Origin of the sequence: uncultured Draconibacterium sp. (genome assembly GCF_913060805.1) — a bacterium.
Taxonomy (GTDB): Bacteria; Bacteroidota; Bacteroidia; order Bacteroidales; family Prolixibacteraceae; genus Draconibacterium.
Genome location: NZ_CAJXTC010000001.1, coordinates 298660 through 313860, shown reverse-complemented (window position 1 = coordinate 313860; position 15201 = coordinate 298660). Strand labels below are relative to the sequence as shown.

Annotated in this window: 15 protein-coding genes; 6 read left to right on the top strand and 9 right to left on the bottom strand. The window is 41.1% G+C overall.

Features of this window, described 5'->3' with window-relative positions:
- Positions 1 to 32: 32 nt before the first annotated feature.
- From QZ576_RS01220 to QZ576_RS01210, 3 genes are all read right to left on the bottom strand, one after another.
- Entirely contained in the window at positions 33 to 479 is a 447-nt protein-coding gene (locus tag QZ576_RS01220; protein WP_297093567.1) for an OsmC family protein, read from the bottom strand.
- 111 nt (positions 480 to 590) lie between these two features.
- Positions 591 to 1001 (bottom strand): hypothetical protein, encoded by a 411-nt coding sequence (locus QZ576_RS01215; RefSeq protein WP_297093566.1) that lies wholly within the window; start codon positions 999 to 1001, stop codon positions 591 to 593.
- Positions 994 to 2355, bottom strand: a complete 1362-nt coding sequence (locus tag QZ576_RS01210; RefSeq protein ID WP_297093565.1) for an MATE family efflux transporter — start codon at positions 2353 to 2355, stop codon at positions 994 to 996. Before QZ576_RS01210 ends, QZ576_RS01215 begins: the two co-directional genes overlap by 8 nt.
- Before the next feature lie 98 nt (positions 2356 to 2453).
- Here QZ576_RS01210 and QZ576_RS01205 point away from each other — a divergent pair, with 98 nt between their 5' ends.
- The 3 genes from QZ576_RS01205 to QZ576_RS01195 are packed head-to-tail and all read left to right on the top strand — an operon-like array spanning position 2454 to position 4970.
- Positions 2454 to 2960, top strand: coding sequence for a hypothetical protein (locus QZ576_RS01205; RefSeq protein WP_297093564.1), 507 nt, complete (start codon positions 2454 to 2456; stop codon positions 2958 to 2960).
- Between the two features lie 33 nt (positions 2961 to 2993).
- On the top strand, positions 2994 to 3944 hold the full coding sequence (locus QZ576_RS01200) for a type IX secretion system membrane protein PorP/SprF (RefSeq protein ID WP_297093563.1): 951 nt from the start codon (positions 2994 to 2996) through the stop codon (positions 3942 to 3944).
- 45 nt (positions 3945 to 3989) lie between these two features.
- Complete coding sequence (locus tag QZ576_RS01195) at positions 3990 to 4970, top strand: type IX secretion system membrane protein PorP/SprF (protein WP_297093562.1); 981 nt, start codon at positions 3990 to 3992, stop codon at positions 4968 to 4970.
- On the opposite strand, the gene QZ576_RS01190 is transcribed toward QZ576_RS01195, so the two are convergent.
- From QZ576_RS01190 to QZ576_RS01175, 4 genes are all read right to left on the bottom strand, one after another.
- On the bottom strand, positions 4954 to 5127 hold the full coding sequence (locus QZ576_RS01190) for a hypothetical protein (protein ID WP_297093561.1): 174 nt from the start codon (positions 5125 to 5127) through the stop codon (positions 4954 to 4956). The two genes, QZ576_RS01195 and QZ576_RS01190, sit on opposite strands and share 17 nt — an antisense overlap.
- Before the next feature lie 166 nt (positions 5128 to 5293).
- Positions 5294 to 7540 carry a PKD domain-containing protein gene (locus QZ576_RS01185; RefSeq protein ID WP_297093560.1) on the bottom strand — a complete coding sequence of 749 codons (2247 nt, stop codon included), beginning with the start codon at positions 7538 to 7540 and terminating at the stop codon, positions 5294 to 5296.
- Positions 7541 to 7551: 11 nt separating this feature from the next.
- Entirely contained in the window at positions 7552 to 8541 is a 990-nt protein-coding gene (locus QZ576_RS01180) for a dihydroorotate dehydrogenase-like protein (protein WP_297093559.1), read from the bottom strand.
- A 90-nt stretch (positions 8542 to 8631) separates the two neighbouring features.
- Positions 8632 to 9300 carry a YggS family pyridoxal phosphate-dependent enzyme gene (locus QZ576_RS01175; protein ID WP_297093557.1) on the bottom strand — a complete coding sequence of 223 codons (669 nt, stop codon included), beginning with the start codon at positions 9298 to 9300 and terminating at the stop codon, positions 8632 to 8634.
- A gap of 111 nt (positions 9301 to 9411) precedes the next feature.
- Between QZ576_RS01175 and QZ576_RS01170 the strand changes: the two genes are divergently transcribed.
- From QZ576_RS01170 to QZ576_RS01160, 3 genes are all read left to right on the top strand, one after another.
- Positions 9412 to 10389 carry an aminodeoxychorismate synthase component I gene (locus QZ576_RS01170; protein WP_297093555.1) on the top strand — a complete coding sequence of 326 codons (978 nt, stop codon included), beginning with the start codon at positions 9412 to 9414 and terminating at the stop codon, positions 10387 to 10389.
- A 186-nt stretch (positions 10390 to 10575) separates the two neighbouring features.
- Positions 10576 to 11172, top strand: coding sequence for an aminotransferase class IV (locus QZ576_RS01165; RefSeq protein ID WP_297093553.1), 597 nt, complete (start codon positions 10576 to 10578; stop codon positions 11170 to 11172).
- A gap of 196 nt (positions 11173 to 11368) precedes the next feature.
- Positions 11369 to 12043, top strand: coding sequence for a DUF6090 family protein (locus tag QZ576_RS01160; protein ID WP_297093551.1), 675 nt, complete (start codon positions 11369 to 11371; stop codon positions 12041 to 12043).
- A 62-nt stretch (positions 12044 to 12105) separates the two neighbouring features.
- Here the strand turns inward: QZ576_RS01160 and QZ576_RS01155 are convergent, their stop codons facing one another.
- Positions 12106 to 12681, bottom strand: a complete 576-nt coding sequence (locus QZ576_RS01155) for a hypothetical protein (protein WP_297093550.1) — start codon at positions 12679 to 12681, stop codon at positions 12106 to 12108.
- A gap of 23 nt (positions 12682 to 12704) precedes the next feature.
- A complete protein-coding gene (locus QZ576_RS01150) occupies positions 12705 to 15137 on the bottom strand; it encodes a glycoside hydrolase family 95 protein (RefSeq protein ID WP_297093548.1) in 2433 nt (810 codons plus the stop codon).
- Between the last annotated feature and the right edge of the window lie 64 nt (positions 15138 to 15201).

The window sequence follows — 15201 nt, the reverse complement described above, 5'->3', positions numbered from 1 at the left end:
CAGGCGGCTCTCTACCATTAAAATCTCACTATTTAAACAGTTGCATCTTCTACTACAACCGGTTTAATCACAGAACTCTTGGCAATGTTATCCGCTATCGGACAACGAACTTCAATTTCCTTTAAGAAACGTTGTTTTTCTTCGGTCGTCATATCTGCATCAATATCAACGTAGCTTCTGATTTCGGTAAATCCGGCACGGCCTTCCGTTGTTTTCCCAAGCAGAAAATCTTTATCGATATCTCCCTCTGCAGTTACACTAATACCGTTGAGTTTAATCTTTTGTTGTTGTGCAATAATTCGTCCGATTGCACAAATACAAGCCGGTAACGAGCACAAAAATATTTCCAGTGGATTTGGACCTTCGTCGTTTCCACCTGCCATTTTGGGTTGGTCGATTACAAACGGATGCGAACAATTAATTTTAGTTGAAAAAGTGCGGCCCATTTCTCCGCTTACCTTTATAGTTGAAATTGCCATTATTATTGGTTTTTTAGATTATTATGAACAAATGTAATTATAAAACATGCATATTCCATTGACGAATGTCATCACTAGGAACATAATTTCACAAAAATTTATTATTGGATTTTACTTTTCAGACTTGCCGAAAAGTTTGAGTAGCAACAAGAGAAAAGGAAGGAGCAGAATAACCAAAGTATAAGCAATCCAAAGCTTAAAAGCAATTGGTTTGTTAAGAAAAGCAAATGCCAAGTTCCCCGAAATAAAGTAAGAAACGGGTAACCAAAGTAACGCCAGACCTAATTCTAAAGACCTAAGTAGTTTATCTACTTTTAATAATATATATTTTGTTGGCATTTTAATAATCAATTGAAAAAGAAGAGTATATGCGAGGATTCCAAACCATATTACTAAGCTTCCCCAAGGGAAATTCAGCTTTTCGGAAATGCTGACAGCCAAGAGTTCAGGCTGAATAAAAAGGCAGTAGAAAGTAAAAGCTAAGACGCTTATTAACAGGATCAGTTTTATTCTTCTATTCATCGCTGTTTTCAACAATTAAAGGTAAACGTTTCCACTCGCGGTAAAGTATAAACCCGACCACAATTGCCGACATGACATCAGCAACCGGATAACTGATCCAAATTCCATCAATATCAAAAAAACCGGGCAATATATAAATGAGCGGTATTAACATGATTACCTGACGAAAAACGGTGGCAAACATAGAAAGCCCGGCTTTTCCAATCGCCTGAAAGAAATTGGAAGCCACCACCTGAAATCCAACAACCGGTAGCGCCAGAATCACCAATCGTAATCCTCGGGTTGCGATATTGTACAGCACTTCGCTATCGTTATTAAAAACCATAATTATATACCCCGGAAAAGCCTCGATTAATGCATACGAGACAATGGCAATAAGCGTGGCGGCGATAAGTGTGATCTTTAAAGTATCCTTTATTCGCTGTACAGATTTCGCCCCATAGTTAAATCCGATAATTGGTTGTGAGGCCATATTCAGCGCAACAATAGCCATAATTACCAGCGTTAGTACCGAGTTAATAATCCCCATTGCTCCAACAGCCAGGTCGCCACCAAAATCAATCAGCTTTTTATTTAACAGTCCCTGAACGAAACTTCCGGCAATTTGCATCGAGAACGGCGCCATTCCAATGGCCAGAATTTCCATTGTAATTCCCCAGTTAATTTTTAAATGCTTTACCCGCATCCGAACAACTGCCCGTTTACTTTTAATAAAATGGTACAGCACCCACAACATTAAAACAAACATTGAAATTACCGTTGCATAAGCGGCTCCTTTCACTCCCATGTCGAGGCCAAAAATAAATATGGGATCGAGAATAAGATTGGTAACCGAACTTAACAGCATAGAAACCATGGCAACACGCGCATTTCCTTCAGATCGAATTACATTGTTCAACGAAAAACCGATGACCATAAAAGCCACTCCTCCAAGAATAATATCAAGGTAATCGTTGGCATATTGAAAGGTTTCTTCAGTAGAACCAAACGAACGTAGAATTGGGACTTTCAGCGAATAGGTAACCACCATAATCAGCACCGAAGCCAGAATCATCAGAATAAAGCTGGTACCAAGCGTCTGCTCCGCTCGTTCCATATCCTTTTTCCCAAGATTTATGGAAACGTAAACACTGGTGCCTATACCAATGAGCATACCAAAGCCCATCATAATAAGCATAACCGGAAAAATTACCGAAATACCCGACAATGCTTCGGCTCCAACTCCCTGTCCAATAAAGATTCTATCGACAATATTGTACAACGCATTTACGAAAACTCCAATAAATGCAGGGATGAAATATTTGAGCATAAGACGCCCCACATGGGCCTCCCGTAATTCGTCAACGTTCTTCATGAGGAGCACAAAGGTAACTAATATGCGAAAACATTTACACTACTGCTTTGTTTTGGCGTATTTTAAAGCTTAAATTTGCATGCTCTGAAGGATTTAATATGAATAAGACAAAAATTAACCAGGCGATAAAAACGCAACTTTTTTCGGCCGATCAGGAACAGGTGCTGGCTGCATTGAACAAACTAAAAGAAAGTGGGAACAAAGATTATTTGCCCATTCTATTTGAATTGATGGTTGCAGGCTGCGAGGCAGAGGTTGAAAGGCAAATTCAAAAATTGCTGGGAACCATAAAAGACAAGGAGACGATTCCGGTATTTATTAGTGCCTTGCAAGAAGAACATTACCAGCCGATTCGTAAAAATATAGCTACAGTTTGCTGGCAAAACGGACTTGATTTCTCGGACAACATTGAAGTTTTTGTCGACTTAGTGATAAACGAAAACTGGGAAACCGCTTTTGAAGCTTTCACGGTAATCGATAACATGGAGCATTTTCCGTCGCCGGAAGTAATGAAACCACTAAAACTGAAAATTGCGAGGGCCTTAAAAGTTTCCGACGAAAAGCGGGCCTACATGTTGGAAGAGTTACTAAAAATATCCACCTGACAGATAGCTACCTTGCGCATTTCACCCAAAATATTGTTTTGCTCTATCCTTCTGTTTTTAGGATTGCAAAGTCGTGCGCAAAACGAAACTTACCTGCTGCCTTTTGACAGCCGGGTCGACATCAATCCTGCGCTGGCCGGATTAGACAAAAACAATTCGTACCACACAGGCAATCAATATTCCTTTGTTAACAGCGAGCAAACTTATAACCTCTTTTATGCCACCTGGGATTCGTATTCTGAAAAATTAAAAGGAGGTGTGGCCCTGAGTTTCAGCCAGGGAATGATAAGCGAGCAAGATATCAGCACCTCATCGTTTGGATTTTCATACTCGGGCTTTCCAATAAAAACGAAAAACGGGAAGATACTTTTATCCGTCGGAACAGATATGGTTGCTGCAACCAAACAATGGACAGTTGCTTTTCTCGACAAAGTAATTACCGACGAGAACGATGTGCCAATTGGGCCGGGCGAATCTTTCCTTCGCTATTTTATTCTAAAACCAAAGTTTGGGTTTTTGTGGGTTAACAACACGCTACAAATTGGGTTAACTTCAACTGTTTCGCACACCAGAAATGTTTCGTATAGTTTAATTGAACCGACAACAAATTTGGGCTATACGCTGTATATATCGAAAAAGATCGATAAAAGAATTCGCGACCTTTACTCCCGGCCTTTTCAACTCTCCCCGGAGCTTGTTGTTTTCTACCACGAAGAAGCCTTTGTAAGCCGACTACGCTTACTCTCTGAACACACAGATAAAACATGGGGATTTTTCATTCAGAACGACTTTACCAACAATATTCATACCCTGGGAGGAACAATTGGATATCAACGTAATTATATGCGTTTTAACCTGAATGCTGGTATGGGAATTCCGGGTATTTCTGATTATAATGCTTTTCTGTGTGAGCTATCGCTAAACATTGTTGTTCCACCTTTCAGCAATTCTAAAAATAATCCCTGGGCACCCAAAAAAAACTAATATGATTTTGTATTTTCACGGCTCATTTAAACCGGGATAAACTTAATGTACTTCAAAAAACTATTACTTGCTCTACTTGTATTGCCATGTGCAGTTTTTGCTCAAGATCCCGGTTACTCACAGTTTTTTGCCAATCCGCTTCATTTAAATCCTGCTTTTGCCGGAACCACCGAGCTACCGCGAATGGTAATTAATTACCGGAATCAGTGGCCGCAACAGGGCAATTCATTTACCACTTATTCACTTTCGTACGATTTTCTGTTGAAAGACAAGAATGCAGGTATTGGATTTCAGGCTTATCACGATCGCGAACCGAATAATATAATTACAACAAGCTCGGCAACCGTGGCGTATTCTTACCACCTGCAAATAGGCATGGAGAGTTTTGTGACACTGGGATTAAATGCCGGTATTGTGAGAAAACAATTCGATACAAACGGTTTGATATTTCCGTCGGAGATCGATCAGCTTTCAGGAGTTATTTCGGGTTCAACCGGAGCCAACCTTTACGAAGGGAATACAACCTATCCCGACTTTGCAATTGGAGCAGTTGGTCAGCACCGACAAGTATTTTGGGGAGCCAGTGTGCATCATTTAACCACACCCGATGAGTCTATTCACGAAGGAGATAATAAAGGAAAAGTTCCGATGAAAATAACGGTACATGCCGGTACGCGCCTGCATAAGTTTCACCACGATTTATTGTCGCGGCGTTTTACTCTGTCGCCAAATATACTTTACCAGCAACAAGGATCATTTAAGCAGCTTAATCTTGGAATTTATATGATTGAAAAATCATTTTTATTTGGAGGTTGGTTCAGGAATAACATCGACACGCGCCCTGATGCAATTATTGCCTTAATCGGCTTTGCACGCGAGAAATTTCAGTTCGGATACAGTTTCGACTACACCCTGTCCGAACTTTCAAATTACAGTTATGGATCGCATGAATTATCACTTACATTTTTTATAGGAGCCAAAGGAGAAAGTAAAATCAGAAACAAACTCCTTATTCCCATGCTCTAGCTTTTGCACTGAATTTCTCGTCTTCGTGGCTTAGTTCCCATGGCACAACAAAATGCTCTTCAGTGTGAAAATTGTGTTGTCTTTTCATCGGTGGATACTCCTTAAATACACGATATTCTTTCTCGGAGTAGGAACTAAATTTAAATTTGCGCATCATCTTTTCTTGGTTTTTTCTTGTTACTTCACATATCAAATCGTACTCCCCTACATAAAAAAATCAATTCCGGGACAACAGCTTTTTATACGTTTTGATGAAGGTAAAAGATACTAATAAACCTGATAAAAGTCAACAAATTTAACTTATTTTAGTGCAATCGATTGTATCAGAATAAGAGGGTTACATTGCCTTTTTGCTTGTGCGATTCGCCTCTGAAATCGTTATATTCCAGAATCCAGGTATACACTCCGGACGGAGCAAAATTACCATTGCGCATTTTGCCATCCCAACCATTTTCCTGGCTATTCGACTCAAAAACAACTTCGCCCCAGCGGTTAAAGATCAACAAATTGTAACCTTCATTTACAACACCTTCGGCATATAATCTGAATTCCTGGTCTTCGTCCAAGGCAGCATTTGGAGAAAAAGCTGTTGGCGGATTTAGTTTATCGAAAGCAACACTTAACTGCTTTATAATGGTATCGGTACAGCCAAAACTATTACCCGCTTCGAGCCACACATTATATACGCCCATTGCATTGTAACGATGTACCGGATCCTTTTCGTCAGTAAAAGTGCTGTCGCCAAAATCCCAGAAATACGATGCAGCGGCATGAGAGGTATTTGTAAAATCCACCAGAGGATCGGTAATCAAGACTTCCTTCGGATAAAAATCGAACCCGGCCGTTGGAACAGGATACACTTTTACCAAGGTATCATATACGGCAGTATTTTCGCATCCGTTGATATCGAGTACGGTGAGGCTAATATCGAAAGCTTTTTGTATGTGCTCCGGGTTAAGAAATTTATGACTGGGGCTTTGTTCTGCCGAAGTGCTCCCATCATTAAAATCCCAAAGATATGACTCGGCCGGTTTACTTGTGGTTGTTGTAAATTCAGCCATTACCGGAGAACATCCTTCCGGATTATCAGCTTCTACTATAATATTAGGTTTTACTTTTACTTCCAACGCCAAAGATGAGTCGATACATCCCTGTTCGTTTACTTTCAAAGCCACCGAGCGGTCAATATCTTCAAATCCCAGCGGAATGGTAACACTATCCAAACCAATTCCCGAATCAAATTCTGCATCGTTGTAGTACCAGGTAAATTCTGTTTCCTCGAAGTTTTCACCGGTATACGACAACTGCAGGTTGTAACCGTAGCACTCGTTAGAATCGAGATCAAATACGGCTACAGGCTGGTTATGAAACTCAAACATTACCGTATCAATGTACGAACAACTGGCCTCATCAATGGTATTCAGCTGAAAATAATATTTGCCATAATCAGCTGCTTCGATTGTAGGCTTTGTAGTTAAAGGATCGTCGACTGTAACAGATGGATCCAACGAAATTAGTTCGACTAACGGATCGGAATCCTGAAAAATCAAATCAACGGTAGCCGACATCGTTCCACAAAACAGGGTTTGAACTTTCGTGTAATCCAGCTCCGGACGTTTGCTTTCGCGTACCTCGATGTAAGCCGTAGCCGACAATTGCAATTCGAGATTTTCCATGCCTCCAAACTCAACCACGTATCCTTGTGGGTAGTAATAACCTTCGGGTTGATCTCTGTCACCTTCATCCGGCAAATCGTTCCAAGACTTTGCTCTTCCTCCGGGATCAACAACCATGTGCGCGTAATCTTCATCAACGCCCCACGATTTTTGTACATTATTAGGTTCGCCATTATTCCAATAAGCAAATCCAAAAGCGGTTCCATTGGAAGTACCTCTCCAGAAAAGTGTTCCTGCCTCCGGTCCGGTTCTCCAATACCAATCACCTTCCTTACTGGCATCACTCCCACCTATCCAGCCTACACCATCAATTTTTGACCAGATAAAATCGTTCTCTACATTCGAAGTAATTGTAGCCAGATAGCCCTTAAGCCCGTAATATGTCATATTCTCGGCTGCAGTTTTGGCTGCAGTCCAACGTATTCCGCGGCTAGCAATGTATTGGTAGAAATGTTTGGTATACGGTAAATAATCAGCATCGAGTAAACCAATTGCAAATGTTCTGACTCCAACACTTCTTGTTCCGCTCTGGTTATAATAAAACACTTTAGAAATGGCTTCACGGTATTGTTCATCGGTACCAACGCCACTTATTTCAAGCGTTCCTTTAGAGTTGTTCCAATTATAATGCAACGAAGGAACCTCATCATACCCTAGCTTGTCTTCTCCTCTTTCATAATTTACAATTGATACCTGCATTCCTTTATCTGCGGCATCAATTTGTATGTTTTCAATAGAGATAAACTCGGCTATGTAAACAGAATCGGAGCAATAAGTAATGGTATCGTTTTGCGCATTTTCAATAACCGGAACCTCATCCTGCCCCAAAACAAAACCGGTACTTCCCAGAAACCATAAAAGAACACCAAGAAATACCGGTTTTAGTTTAATCATCTTACTGGTGATTATTTTCTGTTCGAGAAATATTTCATGAATTGAGAGCGCTCGTAAACCATCGGATCGGGTATATTTTTATACGAAAGGCGACCTCTGAAATCTTCTATCTTTTTAAAGTTCCACTTTTTCATAAATGCGGCAAGGTCGTCTAACATGCCATTAACCACCTGCGCACCATTTACATACAAGGTTGAGCACAATTGAGTTACCTGTGCACCGGCCAGTAATTGTTTAATTACTGCATCGCCATTGTGAATTCCGGTTGAAGCGGCAATATCCAAATGTGTAACTGACGAAGAAACAATACCCACCCAGCGCAACGAACGACGCAAATCGGATGGTGTACTAAACACTTCTGATGCTACCAACTCCAGTTTGTCCAGGTTAATATCAGGCTCGTAGAAACGGTTAAACATTACCACACCCGCAGCACCATTGGCTTTTAACTTGTCGGCCATACCAATAATATTGCTGTGGTTCAAACCAAATTTAACCGACACAGGAATATTAACCTCACTTTTCACCTTTTCCAGAACATCAAGGTAAAGCTGTTCGATCATTCCCGGCTTTTCATGACGATCGGTTGGTAAATAGAAAATATTCAGTTCGATGGCATCGGCACCGGCCTCTTCAAAATCTTTGGCAAAAGTGGTCCACTCTTTCGACGACACACAGTTTACACTGGCAATAATAGGCACATCAACCGCTTCTTTTGCTTGTTTTACCAGCTCAAGATGTTTCGTAACCGTATTGTCGCGCATGTAATTTTTTATGTAATCTTCAGCCTCCGGATAACCAACATTATGCTGATCTTTAGCCAGCATATTGGTCACCTCGTTGTTTATCTGCTCCTCGAAAATCGATTTCAGCACGATAGCACCAATACCGGCGTCGGCAAGTTCTTTAATTTTCTCAACCGAACTTGTCAGTCCCGAACTGGCGGCAACCAAAGGATTTTTCAGTTTTAGCCCGAGGTATGTAGTCTCTAAATTTGCCATAATAAAAGTTTATAGTTTGCAGTCAGCACACAAGGTCGGAAATATTTCGTGCCTTTTCCCGCTGTTCTTATTTTAATAAATCTGTCTGTTTCAATAGTTTCGTGCTCCGAAGATTTTACTTCCCACACGAATCATCGTGCTTCCTTCTTCAATGGCTAAAGGATAATCATCCGACATGCCCATTGAAATCTCGGTAAAAAATTCGGAATCGGAAAAGTATTTATTTTTCAGCGAATTAAAAATACTTTTTAACACCCGGAATTCATTCCGTACCTGATCTTTATCATCTGTGTAAGTAGCCATTCCCATTACGCCGATAACCCGCACCTTTGTTAGCTGCTTAAATGCATCGGACGACAGTAAAACATCTGCCTCATCAGGCGACAAACCGAACTTGGTGAGTTCTTCGGCAACGTGAAATTGCAGCAATACATCGATTACCCGATTGTTTTTAATGGCCTCTTTGTTGATGGTTTTTAACAGCTTAATGGAATCGACACCGTGAATAAGCGAGATAAACGGAGCAATATATTTTACTTTGTTGGTTTGCGGATGTCCGATAAAATGCCACTCGATATCTTTGGGCAGTTCTTCGTATTTTTTGGTTAAATCCTGTACTTTATTTTCTCCAAAAATACGATGACCGGTATTGTAGGCTTCCAAAATATCCTCGTTGGGTTTTGTTTTTGAAACGGCTACCAGTCTTACATTTTCAGGCAAACTTTCCGTAATTTCTTTTATATTTTTCCCAATATCCATCCCTCGCTCGAATTTGACGTAAAAATAGAAATAAAGTTGGAAACCCTTCAACGATCGGGGTTCAAAGTTGGAAGCAAAATATCAGGCATTTTAATACTTTTGCAGCACAGGATGAAGGAAAACAGAACGATAATATCGGAAATGAATGAACTGGGCCGCCAGAACGAGGCTTTTGTTTTTGTGATCGATTTCGACACATCAAAGGCAAAGATCTTCAGGCCCGACGAAACGGATAAAATTTGGTGGCAGGCAAATGATCGATCGAATTTTGCCCAATCAACAAGTGATGAAAAAGAAATAAAATGGGAAACAGAACCCGTTTCGTTCAGCCATTATAAAAAAGGATATGATCTTGTTCAGCACCACATTCACAACGGCGATACCTATTTGCTGAATTACACGCAACCAACAACGGTTAAAACCAACCTCTCGCTTGAGGAGATCTTTCACCATAGCGAGGCGCGTTATAAAGTGCTGCTGAAAGATGAGTTTGTATGTTTTTCGCCCGAAAGATTTGTGCAGATCGATGCCGGAAAAATTTCATCGTACCCTATGAAAGGGACAATGGACGCCTCGTTACCAAATGCCAAAGAACGAATTTTGAACGACTCGAAAGAGCTGGCCGAGCACAATACCATTGTAGACCTGATACGAAACGACCTGAGTTTGGTGGCTGAAAATGTAACGGTAGAGAAATTCCGGTACCTGGAGCGACTAAAAACCAACCAGCGCGATTTGTGGCAGGTGAGTTCGAAAATTAGCGGCGATCTGCCACAAAACTATACAGAACGGATTGGCGACATTCTATTTAAAATGCTGCCTGCCGGATCGATTTGCGGTGCACCAAAAAAGAAAACCGTTGAAATTATTAAAGCTGCCGAAAACTACAACCGAGGTTTTTACACCGGCATTTTTGGCTATTTCGATGGGCACAACCTCGACAGCTGCGTGCTGATTCGCTATATAGAAAAACAGGGTGATCAACTGGTATACAAAAGTGGTGGCGGTATAACTTTTTTAAGCAATGCCGAGAGTGAGTATGAAGAGCTGGTGAAGAAAGTTTATATTCCGGTTTTTAGGAAGGATTGATGGAGATTGAAACCTGATTGATACAGATTGAAAAAAGATTGAGTTGAGATTGACAGATAAAAGCTTTAATGGAGAAATTGTTAAATTGAGAAACTGATAAATTGTTGGGTTATTAAGTTGCCTACTGCTATTTGGCATTTGCCTATTGCTCGCAACTCGTAACTAGCGGCTCGTAGCTAATAAACTATGCAACTACTGGAAACCATAAAATGTAAAGAAGGGCAACTCTACAACCTGGAGTATCACCAGGCACGGTTTGATGTGGCGCGGATGAAGTTTTTCCCGGATGCACCAAAGCTCAAGCTGGAGGACCTGATAGAAATACCTGAAACCTGTACTGAAGGATTATTTCGTTGCAGGGTGGTTTATGCAGAACAGATTGAAAAGATCGAGTTTCTGCCTCACCAATACCGTTCCGTTAACAGCATCCGCCTGATTGAAGACAACAGCGTTGAATACAGCAGTAAATACACGAACCGCCAACAACTGCAGCATTTATACAACCAGCGCGGCAATTGCGACGATATCCTGATCGTTCAGAACAATTGTATTACCGACAGTTTTACGGCCAACCCAATATTTTTCGATGGCAATAAATGGTGGACACCCGACACTCCCCTGCTTCCCGGAACGCAACGTGCGAAATTGATAGTCGAAAACAAAATTTCGGTTTGCCGCATTGCCGTTAACGACCTACCCAACTACCAAAAAATTGGTTTGATAAACGCCCTTCAGGACATGGATAATATGCCTGTGTTGCCGGTTGAAATGATTAAGGATTAAGGATTAATTTTAAGTTTTGAATGGCGAACCGCACTAGAAAAAACGACATTCAATAGTAAATATTGATACCCCGCGCCTGCAACCGACAGAACACATCAACCATCGATTTTTAAAAATTGATATAGAATAAAATTGATTATTTTTAGCACTATTCACGATCCATCGAATAGAAGATGGCTAACTAAATTTGAACCTGATGAGAAAGTTAAAATTCGATTTTAATATTGACTGGAAATCAAAATTGATTGATTTATTAATCGTAATCATTGGCATTACGATAGCTTTTAAGTTAAACAACTGGAATGAATCGATTAAGACAGAAACAGAAGCTGATGCGTATTTCGAGAGTTTCTATGAGGAGAATAAAGCCAATTACGAAAATCTTGTTTCAGCTATAGATTTTCTGAAATCGAATAAAAACGATATCGACACGCTCAAACAGATATTATTATCAGCTAATTATTCTGATGAAAGAATAAAGCCGCTGGTTGCCAGCATGATGTCGTTGGCTGATTTTACGCCATCAACTACAACCATGGAGAATATTTTGGCATCAGGCGAGTTCGACCTCATTCGGGATATCGAACTGCGAAAAAATATTATTAGCACATATAACGATTATAAAACCTCGGCAAAACTTGAAAGTTTGATAACAGATTATGTGAACATATATGTAACGCCGTTCTTTTTCGAAAATGTTCGATTCAGGGATTTTTCATCAATCAATTCTGACTTTACGCAAGACCCTCAATTTGAAAATATTGTTTTAGGCTACGATGTTCTGCTTGATCAACAAATTAAGGGATACGAAAGGAATTTGGAGAAACAAAAACTACTCGATAAAAAACTGGCTCATACGAATCAATTGTAATTTGGAAAAGAAGTCAGGACCTCTATAGAAATCCTCCCCTCTGTGAAGTTAAATCCTTTACTCTACATCCGAAAATCACTTTTCCACATAACAAACCTCTCCGGCTCAAACAAGGGTTCAACATCTGCAAGAAAAGTAGTGAGTACAGGTAGACCTCGCTGCACTTGTTTAGTAGCATCCGGTCCAACACCAACAAACATCTGCTTTAACTCATTTGCCCGAACTATTGCAGCGTCTGCAAACTGCATTTTCGTTAAGGCTTTCATGTATTGATAAAGTAATCCGGGAACAGGTATCGCAAACAAGTAGCCGGGCTGTACATTGGTGCGGTAAATGTTTTTAAATGCTTCGTCAGCCTCTTCCAATTTACCGGCAAATACCAAAGCCATTGCCAGACTGTACCAATCGTGCCGGTAATTTCCGGTCTTGCAAGCCTTTTCCAGATACTCCAGACTTTCGTGGTATTTCTTACGCTTATAAAGTGCTAATCCACAAAGTCGGTTCGCCCGGAAAGTAATTTCCTTATTTCGTGAATTTACCAAAGCCTGACCAAGCTCTAACGCTTCCTGGTATCTACCGGAATTTAAAGCCTGCTCTGCCTTATTTAATCGTCGGTTTTTAGATAGTATCAAACGCATCTTCAATCTTTATTCCCCAACATTTACCATTCAAATGTAAGCGATTCACCTTTATCCAGAATAAGTTCCTTTTCTTTTCCCTGGCAAACCACCTTTGTGCTTCCACCGGCTTTTGCCAAAACAGTTACGCTGTTTAGTTTTCCTTCGCTCCAGTCCATCGATATTTCGTAACCTCCGCGAGCACATATACCGCTTACTGAACCTTCGGGCCATGCATCAGGCAAAGCGGGTAACAAATCGATACGATTTTGGTGCGATTGCATCAACATTTCAATGACACCTGCCGATCCACCAAAGTTCCCATCTATTTGAAATGGTGGATGTGCATCGAACAAGTTCGGGTAAGTTCCCCCACCCTGACTGTATTGTGTTTCAGTACCCGACGGATCGACATAACTCAGCAGTTCGCGATACATTTTATAGGCATGGTTACCATCGAGCAAACGCGCCCACAGGTTTATTCGCCAGCCTTTCGACCACCCCGTTGTTTCATCGCCTTTAATTTCAAGCGTTGTTTTGCAGGCTTCTGCCAACTCCGGCGTTTCATCAGGAGTAATGTGATTTCCCGGGTGCAAACCAAACAAATGCGACTGATGACGATGTTTCGGATCTGAATCTTCCCAATCGTAATACCACTCCTGCAAGTTGCCTTTTTTACCAATCTGGTACGGATACATTTTTGCCAAAGCCTGCTCCAGTTCTGCACTGAATTCAGCATCCACTTCAAGAACTTTGGCAGCCTGAATTGTTTGAAGGAAACTCTCTCGAATCATTGCTAAATCAGCAGTTCCACCATAAAGTGTAGCACCGCGATAGCCTTTATCGGTGATGTAATTGTTCTCGGGAGAGGTAGATGGCGAAGTGATCAAATTGCCATTTTTATCTTCCACCATCCAGTTTAAACAAAATTCAGCAGCACCTTTCATAAGCGGATAACCGTCGTTTTTCAGGAAGTCGATATCCTGTGTAAACTGGTAATGTTCCCACAAATGTGTTGAAAGCCACGGACCACTCATATTCCAACAAGCCCAAACCGGATCACCCTCGCCAAAACCTCCAACAGGATTGCTCATGGCCCAGATATCGGAATTATGACAGGATGCCCATCCCTTATCAACACCATAAAATGTTTTGGCCGTTACGGCTCCCGTTTTCGCCACGTTGCCAATAAACGACAACAGCGGACGGTGCATTTCGCTCAGGTTACCGGTTTCTGCCATCCAGTAATTTTCTTCCACGTTTATATTCATTGTGTAGTTACTGCTCCATGGCGGTTGTAGGTGCGGATTCCAAAGTCCCTGCAAGTTGGCGGGAACACCTTCTGTTCGCGAGCTGGCAATCAGCAAATATCTACCGTACTGGAAATACAACACTTCCAGATTTTTATCTTCGGCGCCACTAAAATATCTTTTCAAACGATCGTCGGTCGGTAATTCCGGCGCTGTTGTTTCTCCCAAATCGAGCTGAACACGACTCATTAAGGAATTATAATCTGCAATATGCGCTTTTTCAATTTCTTCAACACCTTTGTTATCTGCCTCGTTCAACTGTGTTTGCGCAATGGTTTTATTGTCCAAACCTTCTTTTGTCGGGTCTTTATCAAAGCCGTTGAAGCTGGTAGCTATCGATACATAAAGTACGGCCTCACTTGCTCCTGAAACAGTTAATACACTATCCGTATACACGGTGTTTCCACCGTCGCTCTGCACTTTCATATAAGTGGAAAAATGTGTTCCACGGTTTTCATCAAATTGAATCGGATCCTCGTCTCCTGCGTGGTAATTGGGCAACGCCTGATACGGAGCGTATCCTTCCACCTTTAAAACATTATCGTCAGCGGACGTAATGAATCGCAACTGGCTGTCGAATTTAACGGCAAAGTTCAGCGCATCTTCTTTATCGGCACTTAGTTTCACGACCATAATTTGGTCGGGGTACGATACAAAATATTCGCGTTTATAATTAACGCCGTCCACCACATACGATGTAGTTGAAACCGCCTTATCGATATCCAGCTCTCGATGATAATTTTCCACATCTCCTTCGTGCTGAAAATCCAAAAACAAAGTACCCAGCGGCGCATACGACTGTGAATATTTCCCCATCAAGTTATGATTCAATTTATCCGCCAACTCGTAGTCTTCGTTTGCCAAAGCTTCACGTATTTCCGGTATAAATTTGTAGGCCTCCGGATTCATGTACGGATCAACCGGCTCGCCCGACCAAAGTGTTATATCGTTCAGGTATATTTTATCCGATTCCACTCCGCCAAAAACGGAAGCCCCCATTTTGCCGTTTCCAAGCACAAGGCTTTCTTCAAAATAAGTAGCAGGTTTATCATACCACAGCACGTGCGTTGAAGTCGCTTTTTCGACGGCAGGTTCGGTACAGCACGACTGGCTAAAAACCAGCAAACTAATTAGGATTGAATTTAAAAGATGGTTGAGTCGATTCATAGGTTTGTTACTTTCAGAATAGTTAATGTATTTTTCACAATTAGATGCAAGATACTAAATAATT

What these genes read in the sequence shown, in the direction of transcription:
- QZ576_RS01220 (WP_297093567.1), bottom strand. Translation starts at nt 479, where the DNA reads ATGGCAATTTCAACTATAAAGGTAAGCGGAGAAATGGGCCGCACTTTT.
- QZ576_RS01215 (WP_297093566.1), bottom strand. Translation starts at nt 1,001, where the DNA reads ATGAATAGAAGAATAAAACTGATCCTGTTAATAAGCGTCTTAGCTTTT.
- QZ576_RS01210 (WP_297093565.1), bottom strand. Translation starts at nt 2,355, where the DNA reads ATGAAGAACGTTGACGAATTACGGGAGGCCCATGTGGGGCGTCTTATG.
- QZ576_RS01205 (WP_297093564.1), top strand. Translation starts at nt 2,454, where the DNA reads ATGAATAAGACAAAAATTAACCAGGCGATAAAAACGCAACTTTTTTCG.
- QZ576_RS01195 (WP_297093562.1), top strand. Translation starts at nt 3,990, where the DNA reads ATGTACTTCAAAAAACTATTACTTGCTCTACTTGTATTGCCATGTGCA.
- QZ576_RS01190 (WP_297093561.1), bottom strand. Translation starts at nt 5,127, where the DNA reads ATGATGCGCAAATTTAAATTTAGTTCCTACTCCGAGAAAGAATATCGT.
- QZ576_RS01185 (WP_297093560.1), bottom strand. Translation starts at nt 7,540, where the DNA reads ATGATTAAACTAAAACCGGTATTTCTTGGTGTTCTTTTATGGTTTCTG.
- QZ576_RS01180 (WP_297093559.1), bottom strand. Translation starts at nt 8,541, where the DNA reads ATGGCAAATTTAGAGACTACATACCTCGGGCTAAAACTGAAAAATCCT.
- QZ576_RS01175 (WP_297093557.1), bottom strand. Translation starts at nt 9,300, where the DNA reads ATGGATATTGGGAAAAATATAAAAGAAATTACGGAAAGTTTGCCTGAA.
- QZ576_RS01170 (WP_297093555.1), top strand. Translation starts at nt 9,412, where the DNA reads ATGAAGGAAAACAGAACGATAATATCGGAAATGAATGAACTGGGCCGC.
- QZ576_RS01165 (WP_297093553.1), top strand. Translation starts at nt 10,576, where the DNA reads ATGCAACTACTGGAAACCATAAAATGTAAAGAAGGGCAACTCTACAAC.
- QZ576_RS01160 (WP_297093551.1), top strand. Translation starts at nt 11,369, where the DNA reads ATGAGAAAGTTAAAATTCGATTTTAATATTGACTGGAAATCAAAATTG.
- QZ576_RS01155 (WP_297093550.1), bottom strand. Translation starts at nt 12,681, where the DNA reads ATGCGTTTGATACTATCTAAAAACCGACGATTAAATAAGGCAGAGCAG.
- QZ576_RS01150 (WP_297093548.1), bottom strand. Translation starts at nt 15,137, where the DNA reads ATGAATCGACTCAACCATCTTTTAAATTCAATCCTAATTAGTTTGCTG.